This is a genomic window from Micromonospora sp. URMC 107, assembly GCF_051386315.1.
Lineage (GTDB): Bacteria > Actinomycetota > Actinomycetes > Mycobacteriales > Micromonosporaceae > Micromonospora.
This window is the reverse complement of record NZ_JBPQTK010000143.1, coordinates 1-14,217: the sequence shown is the minus strand read 5'-3', so window position 1 is coordinate 14,217 and position 14,217 is coordinate 1. Positions and strand designations below refer to the sequence as shown.

General features: G+C 74.7%; 10 protein-coding genes. 5 read left to right on the top strand and 5 right to left on the bottom strand.

Going from position 1 to position 14,217, the window contains the following annotated elements; translation table 11 throughout:
* Positions 1–868: 868 nt before the first annotated feature.
* Positions 869–3,760, top strand: a complete 2,892-nt coding sequence (locus ACSNN9_RS24390; RefSeq protein ID WP_436675563.1) for a glycoside hydrolase family 48 protein — start codon at positions 869–871, stop codon at positions 3,758–3,760.
* 283 nt (positions 3,761–4,043) lie between these two features.
* On the opposite strand, the gene ACSNN9_RS24385 is transcribed toward ACSNN9_RS24390, so the two are convergent.
* Positions 4,044–4,736 (bottom strand): DUF3159 domain-containing protein, encoded by a 693-nt coding sequence (locus ACSNN9_RS24385; protein ID WP_436675560.1) that lies wholly within the window; start codon positions 4,734–4,736, stop codon positions 4,044–4,046.
* An 84-nt stretch (positions 4,737–4,820) separates the two neighbouring features.
* Between ACSNN9_RS24385 and ACSNN9_RS24380 the strand changes: the two genes are divergently transcribed.
* Positions 4,821–5,708, top strand: coding sequence for a phosphatase PAP2 family protein (locus tag ACSNN9_RS24380; RefSeq protein WP_436675559.1), 888 nt, complete (start codon positions 4,821–4,823; stop codon positions 5,706–5,708).
* Positions 5,709–5,713: 5 nt separating this feature from the next.
* On the opposite strand, the gene ACSNN9_RS24375 is transcribed toward ACSNN9_RS24380, so the two are convergent.
* A complete protein-coding gene (locus ACSNN9_RS24375; RefSeq protein ID WP_436675558.1) occupies positions 5,714–6,166 on the bottom strand; it encodes a YbhB/YbcL family Raf kinase inhibitor-like protein in 453 nt (150 codons plus the stop codon).
* Between the two features lie 83 nt (positions 6,167–6,249).
* On the opposite strand from ACSNN9_RS24375, the gene ACSNN9_RS24370 reads away from it, so the two are divergent.
* Positions 6,250–6,948 carry a maleylpyruvate isomerase N-terminal domain-containing protein gene (locus ACSNN9_RS24370; protein WP_436675557.1) on the top strand — a complete coding sequence of 233 codons (699 nt, stop codon included), beginning with the start codon at positions 6,250–6,252 and terminating at the stop codon, positions 6,946–6,948.
* Between the two features lie 74 nt (positions 6,949–7,022).
* On the opposite strand, the gene ACSNN9_RS24365 is transcribed toward ACSNN9_RS24370, so the two are convergent.
* Positions 7,023–7,907, bottom strand: coding sequence for a DUF1028 domain-containing protein (locus tag ACSNN9_RS24365; protein WP_436675556.1), 885 nt, complete (start codon positions 7,905–7,907; stop codon positions 7,023–7,025).
* A 126-nt stretch (positions 7,908–8,033) separates the two neighbouring features.
* Between ACSNN9_RS24365 and ACSNN9_RS24360 the strand changes: the two genes are divergently transcribed.
* Positions 8,034–9,008, top strand: coding sequence for an LLM class F420-dependent oxidoreductase (locus ACSNN9_RS24360; RefSeq protein ID WP_436675562.1), 975 nt, complete (start codon positions 8,034–8,036; stop codon positions 9,006–9,008).
* Complete coding sequence (locus tag ACSNN9_RS24355) at positions 9,005–9,796, top strand: SDR family oxidoreductase (protein WP_436675555.1); 792 nt, start codon at positions 9,005–9,007, stop codon at positions 9,794–9,796. The genes ACSNN9_RS24360 and ACSNN9_RS24355 overlap by 4 nt, the downstream gene beginning before the upstream one ends.
* A gap of 60 nt (positions 9,797–9,856) precedes the next feature.
* Here ACSNN9_RS24355 and ACSNN9_RS24350 read toward each other — a convergent pair whose 3' ends face one another.
* Together ACSNN9_RS24350 and ACSNN9_RS24345 are read right to left on the bottom strand one after the other, a co-directional pair.
* Positions 9,857–11,611, bottom strand: coding sequence for a substrate-binding and vWA domain-containing protein (locus ACSNN9_RS24350; RefSeq protein ID WP_436675554.1), 1,755 nt, complete (start codon positions 11,609–11,611; stop codon positions 9,857–9,859).
* A 226-nt stretch (positions 11,612–11,837) separates the two neighbouring features.
* The gene (locus ACSNN9_RS24345; RefSeq protein WP_436675561.1) at positions 11,838–14,174 is read right to left on the bottom strand and encodes a transglutaminaseTgpA domain-containing protein; all 2,337 of its coding nucleotides are present in this window, start codon (positions 14,172–14,174) and stop codon (positions 11,838–11,840) included.
* Between the last annotated feature and the right edge of the window lie 43 nt (positions 14,175–14,217).

The following is a 14,217-nucleotide window of genomic DNA, read 5'->3' as shown; positions in this document are numbered from 1 at the left end:
CCCCGGCCGCGCGGACGCGACCGGGGATGGCGCAGGGGTGTGTCGTGTGCCCGTGGCGGCGGTGCGGGAGCGGGGGCGGATGGCGTGCCGGCGCTCGGGTGGCCGGGCCGCGGGACGCCGGGGCGCCGGGGCGCGGGGGCGTCGACCGGGCGGTACGGGCGGACAGCGGACGAGGCCGGTCGGAACGGCGACACGGCCAGTCCCGTCGGCCTCTTTTCCCATCGTGGAAGGGGGTTTAGTGTGGGGACGGGGGAGGGCAACCCCCGTCCCCACCGTTGCTGTACACGCACGGGCGGAATTGGCGTCCTGTCGTGCGTGTCGCGCGGGAGCCGGGCCACGCGAGTGGCTAGAGGATCCACCTCCCTCCATGTTGGCGGGATGGCTGACGGCGGTGTCCGGGCTGGCCCGCCGTCAGCCCTCGGGCTGACTCCCCGGGCTCCGCGTCCACGGACCCCGGGTGATCTTCTAGTTGGAACTCCGTCGATGGAAGCGCTCCCATCGACCGATGTTGCGACTGTAACCCCCGTCACGGCTTTGTGAAAGCCCCAAAACGAGATCGAAACATGTTGCTGCTCCGGTCCGTGGTCGCCCATTGTGGGAGCGCTTCCATGCATGGCACACTGTCGCCACCGCGACGCGGAGCCAGATCGCGCCAGCGTGGGTCGCCGAGGGCAGCCGGTGTCTCCGGTACGGCATCCGACGCAGCCGGTGGAGTCGCCGCCCCCGCAGGGGCGCCGCCCGCCGCACCCCGGCCTCGGGCCGGGGCGACCACCATCCCGGGCGCCCGGGACCCCGTTCGCGGGAGGGCCCCCCGCCGGGGCCCTTCGTCCCCGGCCAGGTCCGAGGAGACACCGCGCACATGAGAAATCTGGCAAGACGTCGCCGCCTGGCGATGGTCGCCGCCGCCGCGCTCGTCGTCGGCGGGGTGACCCTGCCGGCCGGCGCCGCACAGGCCGCCCCCGCCTGCGACGTGGTCTACGCGACCAGCGACTGGAGCAACGGCTTCACCGCCAACGTCACCATCAAGAACCTCGGCGACCCGATCAACGGCTGGACGTTGAAGTTCGCCTTCCCCGGCGACCAGAAGGTCACCCAGGGCTGGTCGGCCAAGTGGAGCCAGACCGGCAACCAGGTCACGGCCACCAACGAGTCCTGGAACGGCGGCCTCGGCACGGGCGCCTCGACCAGCATCGGCTTCAACGGCACGCACAGCGGCACCAACGCGAAGCCGACGTCCTTCTCGGTCAACGGCGTGACCTGCGGCGGCACCCCGCAGCAGCCGCCGACGGTCGGGCTGAGCGTGCCGGCCGGCCCGTTCGAGGCCCCCGCCGACGTGCCGCTGAGCGCCACCGCCAGCGACCCGGACGGGACGATCAGCAAGGTCGAGTTCTACCGCAACGGCCTGCTGGTCAACACCGACACCACCGCCCCGTACGGCTACACGCTGGAGGACCTGCCCGCCGGCGCGTACACCGTGCAGGCCAAGGCGTACGACAACGCGAACCTGACCGCCACCGCGGAGAAGTCCTTCACCGTCACGGCGGCGTCCGGGCCGGTGCTGGTCGCCACCCCGTCGGCGGTGAGCGTGGCCGAGGGCGGCAGCTCCACGGTCAACCTCAAGCTCAGCGCCGCGCCGGCGGCCAACGTGCCGGTCTCCCTCGCCCGCACCGGCGACACCGACATCACCGTCTCGCCGACCTCGGCGACGCTGACCCCGAGCAACTGGAACACCGGGGTGAACGTGACCGTCGCGGCGGCGGAGGACGCCGACACTCTCGGCGGCACCGCCACCCTGACCGCCTCGGCCACCGGCTACGCGCCGCTGGCGATCACCGCCACCGAGATCGACAACGACAACGGCGGCGGGGACGACACCTACGTCAAGCGGTTCCTGGACCAGTACGGCAAGATCAAGAACTCGGGCTACTTCAGCCCCGAGGGCGTGCCGTACCACTCCATCGAGACGCTGATCGTCGAGGCGCCCGACCACGGCCACGAGACGACCTCCGAGGCGTTCAGCTTCTGGCTCTGGCTGGAGGCCCAGTACGGGCGGGTGACCCAGAACTGGGCGCCGTTCAACAACGCCTGGACGGTGATGGAGAAGTACATCATCCCGTCGCACGCCGACCAGCCCACGGCGGGCGCGGCCGGCACCCCGCAGTACGCCGCCGAGCACGACCTGCCCAGCCAGTACCCGTCGCAGCTGGAGCCGTCCGTGCCGGTCGGCCAGGACCCGCTGCGCTCGGAGCTGCAGAGCACCTACGGCACCGGCGACATCTACGGCATGCACTGGCTGCTCGACGTGGACAACACGTACGGCTTCGGCCGCTGCGGCGACGGCACCACCCGGCCGGCGTACATCAACACCTTTCAGCGGGGCACCCAGGAGTCGGTGTGGGAGACCGTGCCGCAGCCGTCCTGCGACACCTTCGCCCACGGCGGCTCCAAGGGCTACCTCGACCTGTTCATCAAGGAGGCGAACGCGCCGGCGAAGCAGTGGAAGTACACCAACGCCCCCGACGCCGACGCCCGCGCCGTGCAGGCCGCGTACTGGGCCCTGACCTGGGCCAAGGAGCAGGGCAAGGAGGCCGACGTGGCGGCCACCGTGGCCAAGGCCGCGAAGATGGGTGACTACCTGCGCTACGCCATGTTCGACAAGTACTTCAAGAAGATCGGCAACTGCGTCGGGGCCGCCGCCTGCCCCGCCGGCACCGGCAAGGACTCGGCGCACTACCTGATGTCCTGGTACTACGCCTGGGGCGGCGCGTACGAGCCGAACCAGAACTGGTCGTGGCGGATCGGCTCCAGCCACAACCACTTCGGCTACCAGAACCCGTTCGCGGCCTGGGCGCTGACCAACGTCAGCGAGCTCAAGCCGAAGTCGCCGACCGCGGTCACCGACTGGACCAAGAGCCTGGAGCGGCAGCTGGAGTTCTACACCTGGCTCCAGTCCGCCGAGGGCGGCATCGCCGGCGGCGCGACCAACAGCTGGGGCGGCAACTACGGCCAGCCCCCGGCCGGCACGTCGACCTTCTACGGCATGTACTACGACGTCGACCCGGTCTACAACGACCCGCCGTCGAACCAGTGGTTCGGCATGCAGGCCTGGTCGATGCAGCGCATCGCCGAGCTGTACCTGGAGACCGGCAACGCCAAGGCCAAGGCCCTGCTGGACAAGTGGGTGCCGTGGGCCATCGCCAACACCACGCTGGGCACCAACTGGTCGATCCCGTCGGACATGAAGTGGACCGGCCAGCCGACCACCTGGAACCCGGCCAACCCGCAGCCCAACACCAACCTGCACGTCGAGGTCACGGTGAAGGGCCAGGACGTCGGCATCGCCGCCGCCTACGCCCGCACCCTCATCGCGTACGCGGCGAAGTCGGGCAACGTGGCGGCGAAGAACACCGCCAAGGGGCTGCTGGACGCGCTGCACGCGGCCAGCGACGCCCAGGGCGTCTCCACGGTGGAGAAGCGCGGCGACTACCGCCGCTTCGACGACGTCTACGACGCCAGCACCGGTCAGGGCCTCTACGTGCCGCCGGGCTGGACGGGCACGATGCCCAACGGCGACGCCATCGCCGCTGGCAAGAGCTTCGTCGACATCCGCTCCTTCTACAAGAACGACCCGGCCTGGCCGAAGGTCCAGGCGTACCTGGACGGCGGCCCCGAGCCGGAGTTCAAGTACCACCGCTTCTGGGCCCAGGCGGACGTCGCCATGGCGTACGCCGACTACGGCAAGCTGTTCCCCAACGGCTGAACCGACTCCTCCGGGTGGGCGGCGCGGCCCGCCCACCCGGGGGGCGACCGGGCCTGGGGGAACGCAGGCGCCCGGTCGGCGGACGGCCTGACTCCCACGGTCAGGCCGGGGTGGGCCGGTCAACCGGCCGACGCAGCGGGGCAGCCGGCCCACCCCACCACACCCGGATGTGCACCCGGCGCGAAAACGCCCGAAAAACCGGCCACCACGGGATCACGCGCGGGGCCGGGACGGAGTAACGTACGTCACCGGAGAGGCCGCTCCCCCCGTGGCGGCCTCTCCCTTACTTTCCCGCCGGCTCCGCCGCTGCCGGGGCCGGGACGACCGGGTGACGCAGCCCCGGATGATCCGCCGGCAGCGACCGGCGCACCACCACCCAGCTCACCGCGAGCACCGCCGCCACCAACGGCCAGGACAGCGCGACCCGGGCCACCGTCAGCGCGACCACCTGGCCGCCGAGCCACAGCGGCAGGAACACCGCCACCCGCAGCACGTAGGACGCCGCCCAGACCCAGCTGCCCCGGCCGTACGCGCGCAGCAGCGCCGGATCCCGCCGCCACCGGGTCCGCTGGCCGAGCGCGGCGCCCACCACCACCCCGAGCAGCGGCCAGCGCACCACGATGCTGACCACCCAGGCGAGGGTGCTCGCCGCGTTGGACAGCAGCTGCACGAGGAAGAAGTCCTCGGCGCGACCGGTGCGCAACGCGACCAGCGCGGCCACGCAGACGGCCAGCAGCCCGACCAGCACCGAACGCGGCCGGTCGCCCCGGCGCAGCCGCCAGCCGGCCAACGCTGCGCCGGCCACCACCGCCGCGCCCACACCGCCCCACAGCGAGTGCCCACCGAGCAGCCAACCGATCGCGAACGCCACCGGCGGCAGGCTGGCGTCGACCGCGCCCCGGCGCCCGCCGAGCAGGTCCGCGAGCGTCTCCGGCCGGTCCGTCGGGGCCGCCGCACGCTCCGGTGTACGCGTCACCGCACCCTCCTCACGTCCGCCACCAACCTAGCCGTCCCCGAACGCCAGGCCACCCGCCGACCGGGCCGCGCCTGCCGCTACGGTGTGCGGGTGCGAGCGACGCCGAGGGGTTGGACCGCGGTCTGGTTGGTCGTCCTGGCGATCGTCCAGGCGGCGGCCTTCATCGCGGTGTGGCGGGTCGCCGTGCACGTCGAGATCGGCCAGTGGATCGACACCGTCGCCCTGACCGGCAACCGGATCGGGCAGGACCGCATCGACGGTCCGGTGGACCGGATCCTCAACGCCATGTCGGTCGTCTCGCTGCTGGCGGCGACCGCGGTGATCGGCTTCATCGCCCTGATCCGGGGCCGGATCGCCCTGGCCGTCACGGCGACCCTGCTGATCGCCGGCGCCAACGCCACCACCCAGCTGCTCAAGTACGGCCTGGCCCGGCCCGACTTCGGCATCGACCCCGAGCGGATCTACGCCGGCAACAGCCTGCCCAGCGGGCACGCCACGGTCGCCGCGTCGGTCGCGGTGGCCCTGGTGCTCGTCCTGCCGCGCACGGTACGGGTCTTCGGCGCGTTCCTCGGCGCCGGCTACGCCGCCATCGCCGGGGTGGCCACCCTCTCCGCCGGCTGGCACCGGCCCAGCGACGCGGTGGCCGCGTTCCTGGTGGTCGGGGTCTGGGCGGCGCTGGCCGGGCTGGTGCTGCTGATCACCCAACGGGAGCAGGCGCAGGTGGAGTCGGCCGACGCCCATAGGGTCGCCGCGACGGTGCTCGGCGTCGGCGGCGTCCTGGCGGTGGTGGCCTGCGGCCTCGCCCTCGCCTGGCTGGTCGACCTGCGCGGCACCCCGCCCGGCGAGCTGGCCCGCCGGCCGCTCCTCGTCGGCTACGCCGGCAGCGCCGCCGGGATCGCCGGCACGATGGGCGTGGTGATGGCGCTGGTGCTCGCGGCCGTGCACCGGCTGGTGCCCCGGGTCAAGGGCTGACCCGCTCAACGGGAATAGGTGCCCACCATCGTCCCGCTCGCGAGGTCCCGCTCGACGAGCAGGCGGTGCACCTGGTCCGCCCGCGGCGTCTCGGGCAGCTCCAACGGCCGGTCCAGCGCGTAGAGCCGGAAGAAGTACCGGTGGGGATCGTCGCCCTGCGGCGGGTGCGGGCCACCCCACCCGGTCGTGCCGAAGTCGTTGGGCCACTCGCGACCGCCCAGCGGCACGCCGCCCTCCGGCGCCCCGGCGGCGCTCGGCGAGATGCCGGTGACCAGCCAGTGCAGGAACGGCGTCCGCCCCGCGTCCGGGTCCTCGACGAAGAGGACCAGCTCGGCCGCGGACTCCGGCACCTGCGCCCACTCCAGCGGCGGCGACACGTTGCCGCCCTCCTTCGAGAAGCGGCTCGGCAGCATGTCGTGGTCGTTGAACGCGGTGCTGCGCAGCATGATTCCGGCCATCCCTGGCGCTCCTCTCGTCGGCCCGGCGGCGCGTACCCGCCGGGACCACGCCGAAACGGGCGAACCCCGGTGTGAGAGGGTCGATGGCGGAAGGTGCGGGACGGGGGAGGACCGTGGAAGGCGTACGGGCGGCGTTCCGCGACGAGTGCGAGCGGCTCGGCGAGGTGCTGCGCGGCCTCGGCGGGGCGGATCTCGACCGGCCGACCGACTGCCGGCCGTGGACCGTACGCGAACTGCTGGCCCACGTGCGCACCGGCGCCGGCCGGCTGGTCGACATGCTCGCCGCGCCGGCCCCGCCCCGCGCGCGGGTCGACGCCGCCGCCTACTACGGCGCCGCCAAGTTCACCGCGCCGGTGGACGCCGCCCGCGTCGACGCCGGCCGGCGGGAGGCCCGGGAACTCGACGGTGCGGCCCTCGTGGCCGACTTCGACCGGGCCTGGCGGGCCGCCCTCGACGCCGTCGACGCGGCGCCGCCGGGCCGGGTGGTACGCACCCGGCACGGTGACGCGATGGCGCTCGGCGAGTTCCTGCGTACCCGCGTGGTGGAGGTCGGCGTGCACGGCCTGGACCTGGCGGCGGCGCTGGAGCGGCGACCGTGGCTGACGCCCGGCGCGGCGGAGGTCGTCGCCGACCTGCTCACCGGCGGGCGGGCGGTCCCGGCCGGGCTGGGCTGGGACCGGCTCACGCTGATCCGCAAGGCGACCGGCCGGGCCGGCCTCACCGACCGCGAGCGGGCCGTCGTCGACGCCGCCGGCTTCCGCTGGCTCTCCTTCGGCGGCTGATCCCGGCAGGGCCTGCGAGCCTGGCCCGCGAAGGTGGGTTCGCGCCGGCCGTGCCCGGCGCGGCGCCGAGCGGGTCAGGCGTCGGCGCCCAGCGGGTCGGTCTCCGCGCGCGGGGCGGGCACGTGCGGGGCGGCCCTGCGCAGGTGCTCCAGCACGACCGGGTCGATGCGGCCGGGCACCAGGCGCTCCTCCAGGTTCTCCAGGCCGGCCCAGGAGAAGAGCGCCTCCTCCGGTCGCGCCGGGTCGACCGGGTGCCCGAGCGCGGCCAGCAGCGCGCCGACCTCGGCGGCGACCGCGCCCGTCAGGTCGAGCAGGGTGGCCGGGTCGGGCCGGCTGAAGAGCAGCGTGTGCACCGCGAGTAGCCGGCCCAGCTCGGTCACCGGATCGGGGTGGTCGTCGACCCGCAGGTCGACCAGGACGTCGCCGGTGCCGTCGTACCCGCCGCCGCGCTCGACCACCAGCAGCCCGGCGCTCTGCCGGCCGCGCCGGTCGCCGCCGGCCTGGTCCCCGGCGCGCAACGCGGCGAGCAGCCGGTCGGGGAACGGCAGCGTCGCGCCGCCCAGCCAGGCGTCCCGGACCGCGTCGATCACCTGCGGGCCGGCCAGGATGTTGCCCTGCGCCGCCCAGCCGTCCCCGGCCTGGCCCCCGGCCCAGGGGTGGCAGGCGGGGCCGGTCCAGGTCGCGCCGGCGCCGGTGGCGGCGACCACGCCGAGCTGGCGATGGTCCCGGTCGGGGTCGGCGGCGACCAGCCCGGCCACCACGTCGGCCGCGGCCACCCCGGTGCGCAGCAGCGTCAGCCCCTGCGGGCGGTAGGCGAGGTTGACGTGGGCCTGGGTGGCGAGCGCGCCGACCTCGGCCTCGGCCGCCGGGACCAGCGCGCCGGCGGCCAGGAACCGGCTGGCCACGACGACGCCGTGCCGGCGGCCGTCCGCCGAGCGGGCGACGAGCGAGAAGGTCACGCTTGGAGAGTAGCTCCCGCCGCTGCGTACACATCCCTCAGCTTCGATGCGTGTGGGATCCCCGCCGGGATCTTGCTCTGCGGCGCGCCGAGCGGGCACGATCGACCGATGACGACGCGTTGGGGCATGACCGTGCCGCTGGACGGCATCCCGCTCGCCGAGCACGCCGCGCTCTACGCGGCCCTCGACCGGGCCGGGTTCACCGACGTCTGGTCCTCGGAGGTCAACGGGGCGGACGCGTTCACGCCGCTGGCGCTCGCCGCCGCCTGGCAGCCCCGGCTGCGCCTGGGCACCGCGATCACGCCGGTCTTCACCCGGGGCCCGGGCCTGCTGGCGATGAGCGCGGCGGCGCTCGCCGACGCGGCCCCCGGCCGGTTCGCGCTCGGCATCGGCGCGTCCTCGCCGGTCGTCGTCCGCAACTGGAACGCCGTGCCGTTCGACGAGCCGTTCCGGCGCACCCGCGACGTGCTGCGGTTCCTCCGCGCCGCGCTCTCCGGGGCGACCGTCGACGAGGAGTACGACACCTTCACCGTGCGCCGCTTCACCCTCGACCGGAAGCCGGCCGTGCCGCCGCCGGTGCTGCTCGCCGCGCTGCGCCCCGGGATGCTGCGGCTGGCCGGCGCCGAGGCCGACGGCGTGATCCTCAACTGGCTCGCCGCCGCCGACGTGCCGCGGGCGCTCGCCGAGGTGGGCGCGCGGCGACCCGGCTTCGAGGTGGTCGCCCGGATCTTCGTCTGCCCGACCGGGGACGCCACGCACGCCCGCGCGCTGGGCCGCCGGCTGATCACCAGCTACCTCACCGTCCCCGCGTACGCCGAGTTCCACCGCTGGCTGGGCCGGGAGGAGGTGCTCGGGCCGATGTGGCGGGCCTGGGCCGCCGGGGACCGGCGCGGCGCGGGCGCGGCGGTGCCCGACGAGGTGGTCGACGCGCTGGTGCTGCACGGCTCGCCGGAGCACTGCCGCGAGCAGGTCCGCCGCTACGCCGACGCCGGCGTGGACGTGCCGGTGCTGGCCCTGCTGCCGACCCCCGAGCTCGCCGCCGGTGGCGCGGCGGCGCTGGGCGACCTGATCAGGCGACTGGGTGGGGGTGAGCAGCGGTGAACCTCACCGACCGGGTCGTGGTGATCACCGGTGGCGCCGGCGGCATCGGCTCCGCCCTGGCCCGCCGCTTCGCGACCGAGGGCGCCGCCGCCGTGGTGGTGGCCGACCTCGACGCCGACGCGGCCCGCGCGGTCGCCGACGGCCTCGGGTCGCTCGCCCACGCCGTCCGGCTGGACGTGACCGACGAGGAGCAGGTCCGCGCGCTGGTCGCCGACACCGAGCAACGGTACGGGCGGATCGACCTGTTCTGCGCGAACGCGGGCGTCACCTCCGGCGGCGGGATGGAGGTCGACGACGCCGGCTGGGACCGCGCCTGGCGGGTCAACGTGCTCTCCCACGTCTACGCGGCCCGCGCGGTGCTGCCGGCGATGCTCGCCCGGGGTGGCGGCTACCTGCTGCACACCTGCTCGGCGGCGGGCGTGCTGACCTCGGTCGGCGACGCCCCGTACGCCACGACCAAGCACGCCGCCGTCGGCTTCGCCGAGTGGCTCTCCGTCACCTACCGCGACCAGGGCGTCCGGATCAGCGCGCTGTGCCCGCAGGGGGTGGACACGCCCATGCTCACCGAAGGGCTGGCCGCCGGGCACCTGGGCGCCCGGGTCGTGGCCGCCTCCGGCGCGGTGCTCACCGGGGACCAGGTCGCCGACGCGGTGGTCGCCGGCCTCGCCGAGGAGCGCTTCCTCATCCTCCCGCACCCCGAGGTCGCCGCCTACGCCCGCCGCAGGGCGGAGGACCCGGACGGCTGGCAGTCCGGCCTGCGCAAGCTCGTGCGCCGCCTCCGTTCCTGAAACCCGGCCGCGCGGATCCGGTCCGCCGCCCCACCGCGTGCGGGGTCCGGCTGCGCGGCGCTAGAAGCTGCTGACCAGCTTGACGAACGCGTCGTCGATCTTCGCCGGGTCGCGGGCGTCGAACGCCTTGCCCGCGGACGCCTTGGCGATGCGGTCCAGCGTCCCGAAGTCGGACTGCTCGTCGAAGGCGATGCAGAAGATCTTGATCGGTCGGTCCGGATCCAACGCGACGTCCTTGAGCAGCCGGGCGAGGTCGTTGTCCTTGTGGTACTCGTTCTTGCCGTCCGTCAGTACGACCACCGCGTTGATCCGGGACTGGTCGTAGTGGTCGAGCATGTGCCGGTGTGCCGCCCGTACGGTGGCGTACAGCGCGGTGCCGCCCTCGACGTGGAGATTGTTGATCTCCCTGCTGAGCGCCTTCTGGTCGAAGGGCGACAGCCGGACCTCCTGGCTGTACGGCGACCTCGGCCGCTGTGAGGTCTCCGACGAGAACGACCAGAGCGCGACCTTGTCCTCGGAGTTCAGGAGGCCGAAGCCCTTGGCGGCGGCCCTGGTCGCCACCTGAAACCTGGTCTGGTCACCGATCCTCGCGTTCATCGAACCGGACGTGTCGACGGCCACGAGGATGTTGGCCTTCTTGCGCAGCGTGCCCCAGCCGGTGAGGATCGCCTTGACCACGGCGGGGTCCGGCGGGTCGAAGTAGGTCAGGTTCTCGGCTCCCCGCGCGCCGACGGCGGCGATCAGCGGGCCGGACGCGTTCCGCTCGTGGTCGCGGAACCCGTGCCGGCTGAAGCTCTGCTGCTGCGGCGGCTCCTGGAGGAACGCCAGGAAGTCGGCGGCGGCGTCACGTTGCTCCGGGCTGGCCGAGGGGAGGATCACGTACGGGTGGTCGAGGTTGAACGTGCCCTCCTTCGGATACAGCGCGACCAGCGGGACCCTCGGCTTCTCGCCGCTGGTCGGGCTCAGCTTCCCCTCGTTGTACTGGTAGACCAGCTCCTCCTGGGTCACCACCGCGCTCATGTCCGTCGGGGGCTCGGCGCCCGCCAGGTCCGCCTCGGCGCGGTCCTTCAACAGGTCCACGATGTCGTCGCTGTAGTGGGACACGTTGGCCTCGATGCGGCGGACGAACTGGGTCACCGCCGGGTTCGCGAGGTCGCTCTCGGTGAGGTCGCTGGCCCGGTTGATGGCCGCGTAGTACGACGCGATCGTGGCCGCCAGCCCGGAGGTGGACAGGTTCGGGTTGACCTTGCCGAAGCTGAACCGCCCCCAGTCGGGGCGACCGAAGGCGGCCCAGCCCGTGCGCCCGGACGAGCCCAGGACCTCACCCCAGCCGAGTGGACCCTGTTGCTGCAGGAGCTTCCCCTTCGGCTGCGGCATGGCGATCACCAGGGGGCTGTTCGCGATCGACGGGTACGGGCCGGGGGTCTGCGCCGGGCGTCCGGCGGCCTCGTCCAGCAACTTCAACTGCCCGGTCCACAGGCTCGACGTCGGCAACCACACCTGCGGCCGTGGCAGGTTGGGCTGCTTGGCCGCCCAGTCGCCGGCCAGCGCGTCCGTCGAGGCGCCGGAGGCGAGGCCGTGCACGGTCACCACGGCGCACCGGCCGCCGACCCGCCGGTCGCTCTTGTTGTAGCGTTCCGCCAGCTCGCCGAGCAGCACGTCCTTCTCGATCGACGAGCTGACCTCCAGCGGCGTGCACCCGGCGTCCGCCGCCGGCCGGACGATCAGGTAGGCCGCCGCGATGACCGCGAATCCGGCCACGACGGCCGCGGTGTACGGCAACCACGGCCGGGCGTTCGGTCGACCTGAAACCATCTGGTCCCTCCAGGGTGTCGGCTGACGGCGTCGACATCAGCCGTCGCTGCCTCTGTCAGCCCAGCCGTCGTGACGTGAGAAACATCGACGAGCCGCGACGGACGACAGAGGCATGGTGTCACGGCGCGCCAGCACGAAAGCCGTTCGCCTTCCGGCGTGTCGTGCCGCCCGGGGCCGGAAGCCGGAAGCAGCGATGGCGGCGGATCCCGCCGCGTCGGGGGCAGGCTCATCGGCGCCAGCGCAGCGGGCCGGGGCGGACGGACCAGAGCAGGCGGCGCCACCAGGGTCGGGCGGCGCGCAGCGCGGCGACGTACTCCCCGGCGGTCGTGACGGCCCGGGCGGCCTGCTCCGCGGTGGCCGTGCCCGGGGCGAACGCCGTCTGGTTGAGCAGCCCGGCCAGCTCGTCCATACGCGCGTCGAGGTTGCCGACCTCCGCCGTGGCGCGTGGCAGGCGGGCATCGGGCGGGGGGCCGGACGTCGCGTCGCGGGCGTCGGCGACGGCCCGGCGGGCGTGGGCGGCGACCTCGGAGGCGGAAAGGTCCCCGCCGACCGGGTGACCGGCCAGGCCCAGCGCGTCGGTGACCTCCCGCCAGGCGCCGGCGATCCGCTGGCCGGGGTCGCCCCGCTCCAGCCGCCCCCGGGTGAGCGACCGGCGCATCAGCAGCAGCGTGAGCAGCGCGGCCACGACCAGCAGCAGCATTCCACCCGTCCCGCCGCCGACCAGCAGCGCCGTCGACGGTCCGGCGTCGGCCGGCCCGCCCGGCGCGGCCACCGGCTCCGGCGAGGCGGTCGGCTCGACCGTGGGCTCCGGCACCTCCGACGGGGGCGGATCCTCCGGGGCGGGCCGGAAGTCCTCCTCCACCGGTCGGGGCTCCTCGTCGGGCCGGGGCAGCGGGTCGAACGGCACCCAGCCCAGCCCCTCGAAGAGCACCTCCGGCCAGGCGTACGCGTCGCCGGCCCGGACCGGGCCGTCGCCGGCGGCGCGGAAGCCCACCACCACCCGGGTCGGCAGCCCGGTCAGCCGGCCCAGCACGGCGAAGGCCGCCGCGAACTGCTCGGAGGTGCCCCGCTGCCCGCCGGCGTTGCGGGGTCCGAAGAGGAAGAAGTTCAGGTTCGGGTACGCGTGCCCGCTCGGCGCGTCCGCGACGAGGCGGTAGTGCTCGGCGAGGAACTGCTCCACGGCGGCGGCCCGCGCGTACGGGGCGCCGTTGGACTCGGCGAGCTGGGCGGCGAGGCGGCGCAGCGGATCGGGCACCCCGTCGGCGACCCGGAGCACCCGCGCCACCTCCTCGCCGGCCGGCACGTCCGCCGTGCCGAGCAGGTTGGCGTCCGGCGTCTCCAGCGCCGACGTCACGCTGTAGCGCAGCCCCGGGGTCAGGCCCTCCGGCCGGATCAGCGTCCCGGTCGTGGGGTCGTACGCCACCCGGGCGCCGGTGACCTCGCGCGGGGTGGCGACGGCGGGCAGCAGCCGGCCGCTCAGCCCGGCGACGCTGATCTCCTGCCGTACCGTCTCCACGGTGCTGTCGACCGCCGGCGCCGTCACGGGCAGGATCCGCCCCGCGTTGCGGTACGTCGCGCCGACCCGCCAGGTCACCCCGTCGTAGTCGCTGAGCACCGCCAGCCGGATCGGCACCGGGCGTCCGGCGTCGCCCGGCCCGGCGTCCGGGGCGGGCGCGGAATCCAGCGGGCCCGAGCGCTGCGTGCGCACGTCGAGCAGCTGCTGCCCGGGGTTCAGCGCCCAGCCGGAGATTCGGATGAGCGGGTTCTCGTCCAGCGTCTCGACCTGCGGCGGCTCGACGTACCGCCGCGGGTCCACCGGCCGTCCGTCGACCTGGCCGGCGAGCAGCGGACCGAGCAGCGCGACCAGCCCGACCACCACCGCGAGACCGGCGGCGGAGGCGGCGGCGAGCCGGGCCCGGACGGCGGCGCGGACCGCCGGGTCCAGCCCGGCGGCCGGGTCGGCGCGGGCGGGGCCGCCCGCCGGCACCGCCAGGCCCAGCACCGCCACGGCCACGAGGGCCAGCGTCGGTCCGATCGCGGGATCGGCGTTCGGGCCGACCACGTAGAGCGCGGCGGCGTAGAGCAGCACCGGCGGCAGGTAGCCGAGCAGCACCCGGCCCGCCCGCATCGCCACCTCCGCCCCGGCGAGGCCGGCCAGCCACGCGGCGACCAGCGGCACCAGCACCGTGTCGGGGGTCGGCTCCACCGGGATCATCGCCGTCAGCAGCCGGGGGATGCCGTTCGCGGCGGCGTCCGCGGCCACCTCGGTCAGGCCGCCGGGCAGCTCGGCCCGCGCCGCGGTGAGCCGCAGCGACCAGGCCGTCCAGCCGGCCATCGCGAGCACCGACACCGGTGCGACCAGCCACGAGGGCAACCGGCGGGCGGCCACGCTGACCAGCACCGAGCCCACCGCCGCCCCGAGCACCAGCCAGGTCAGCAGCGGGCCGGCGTAGACCCGGCCGAGCGCCGCGCCGGCCAGCCCGATCATCGCGATCAGCGCCAGCGGCACCGGGACCGCCCGCAGCACCCGCACCAGCCAGACCGCCAGGAACGACAGCACCACCCCCAGCGCGCCGGTCCAGCCGCCCTGCCGGACCAGCCCGGTG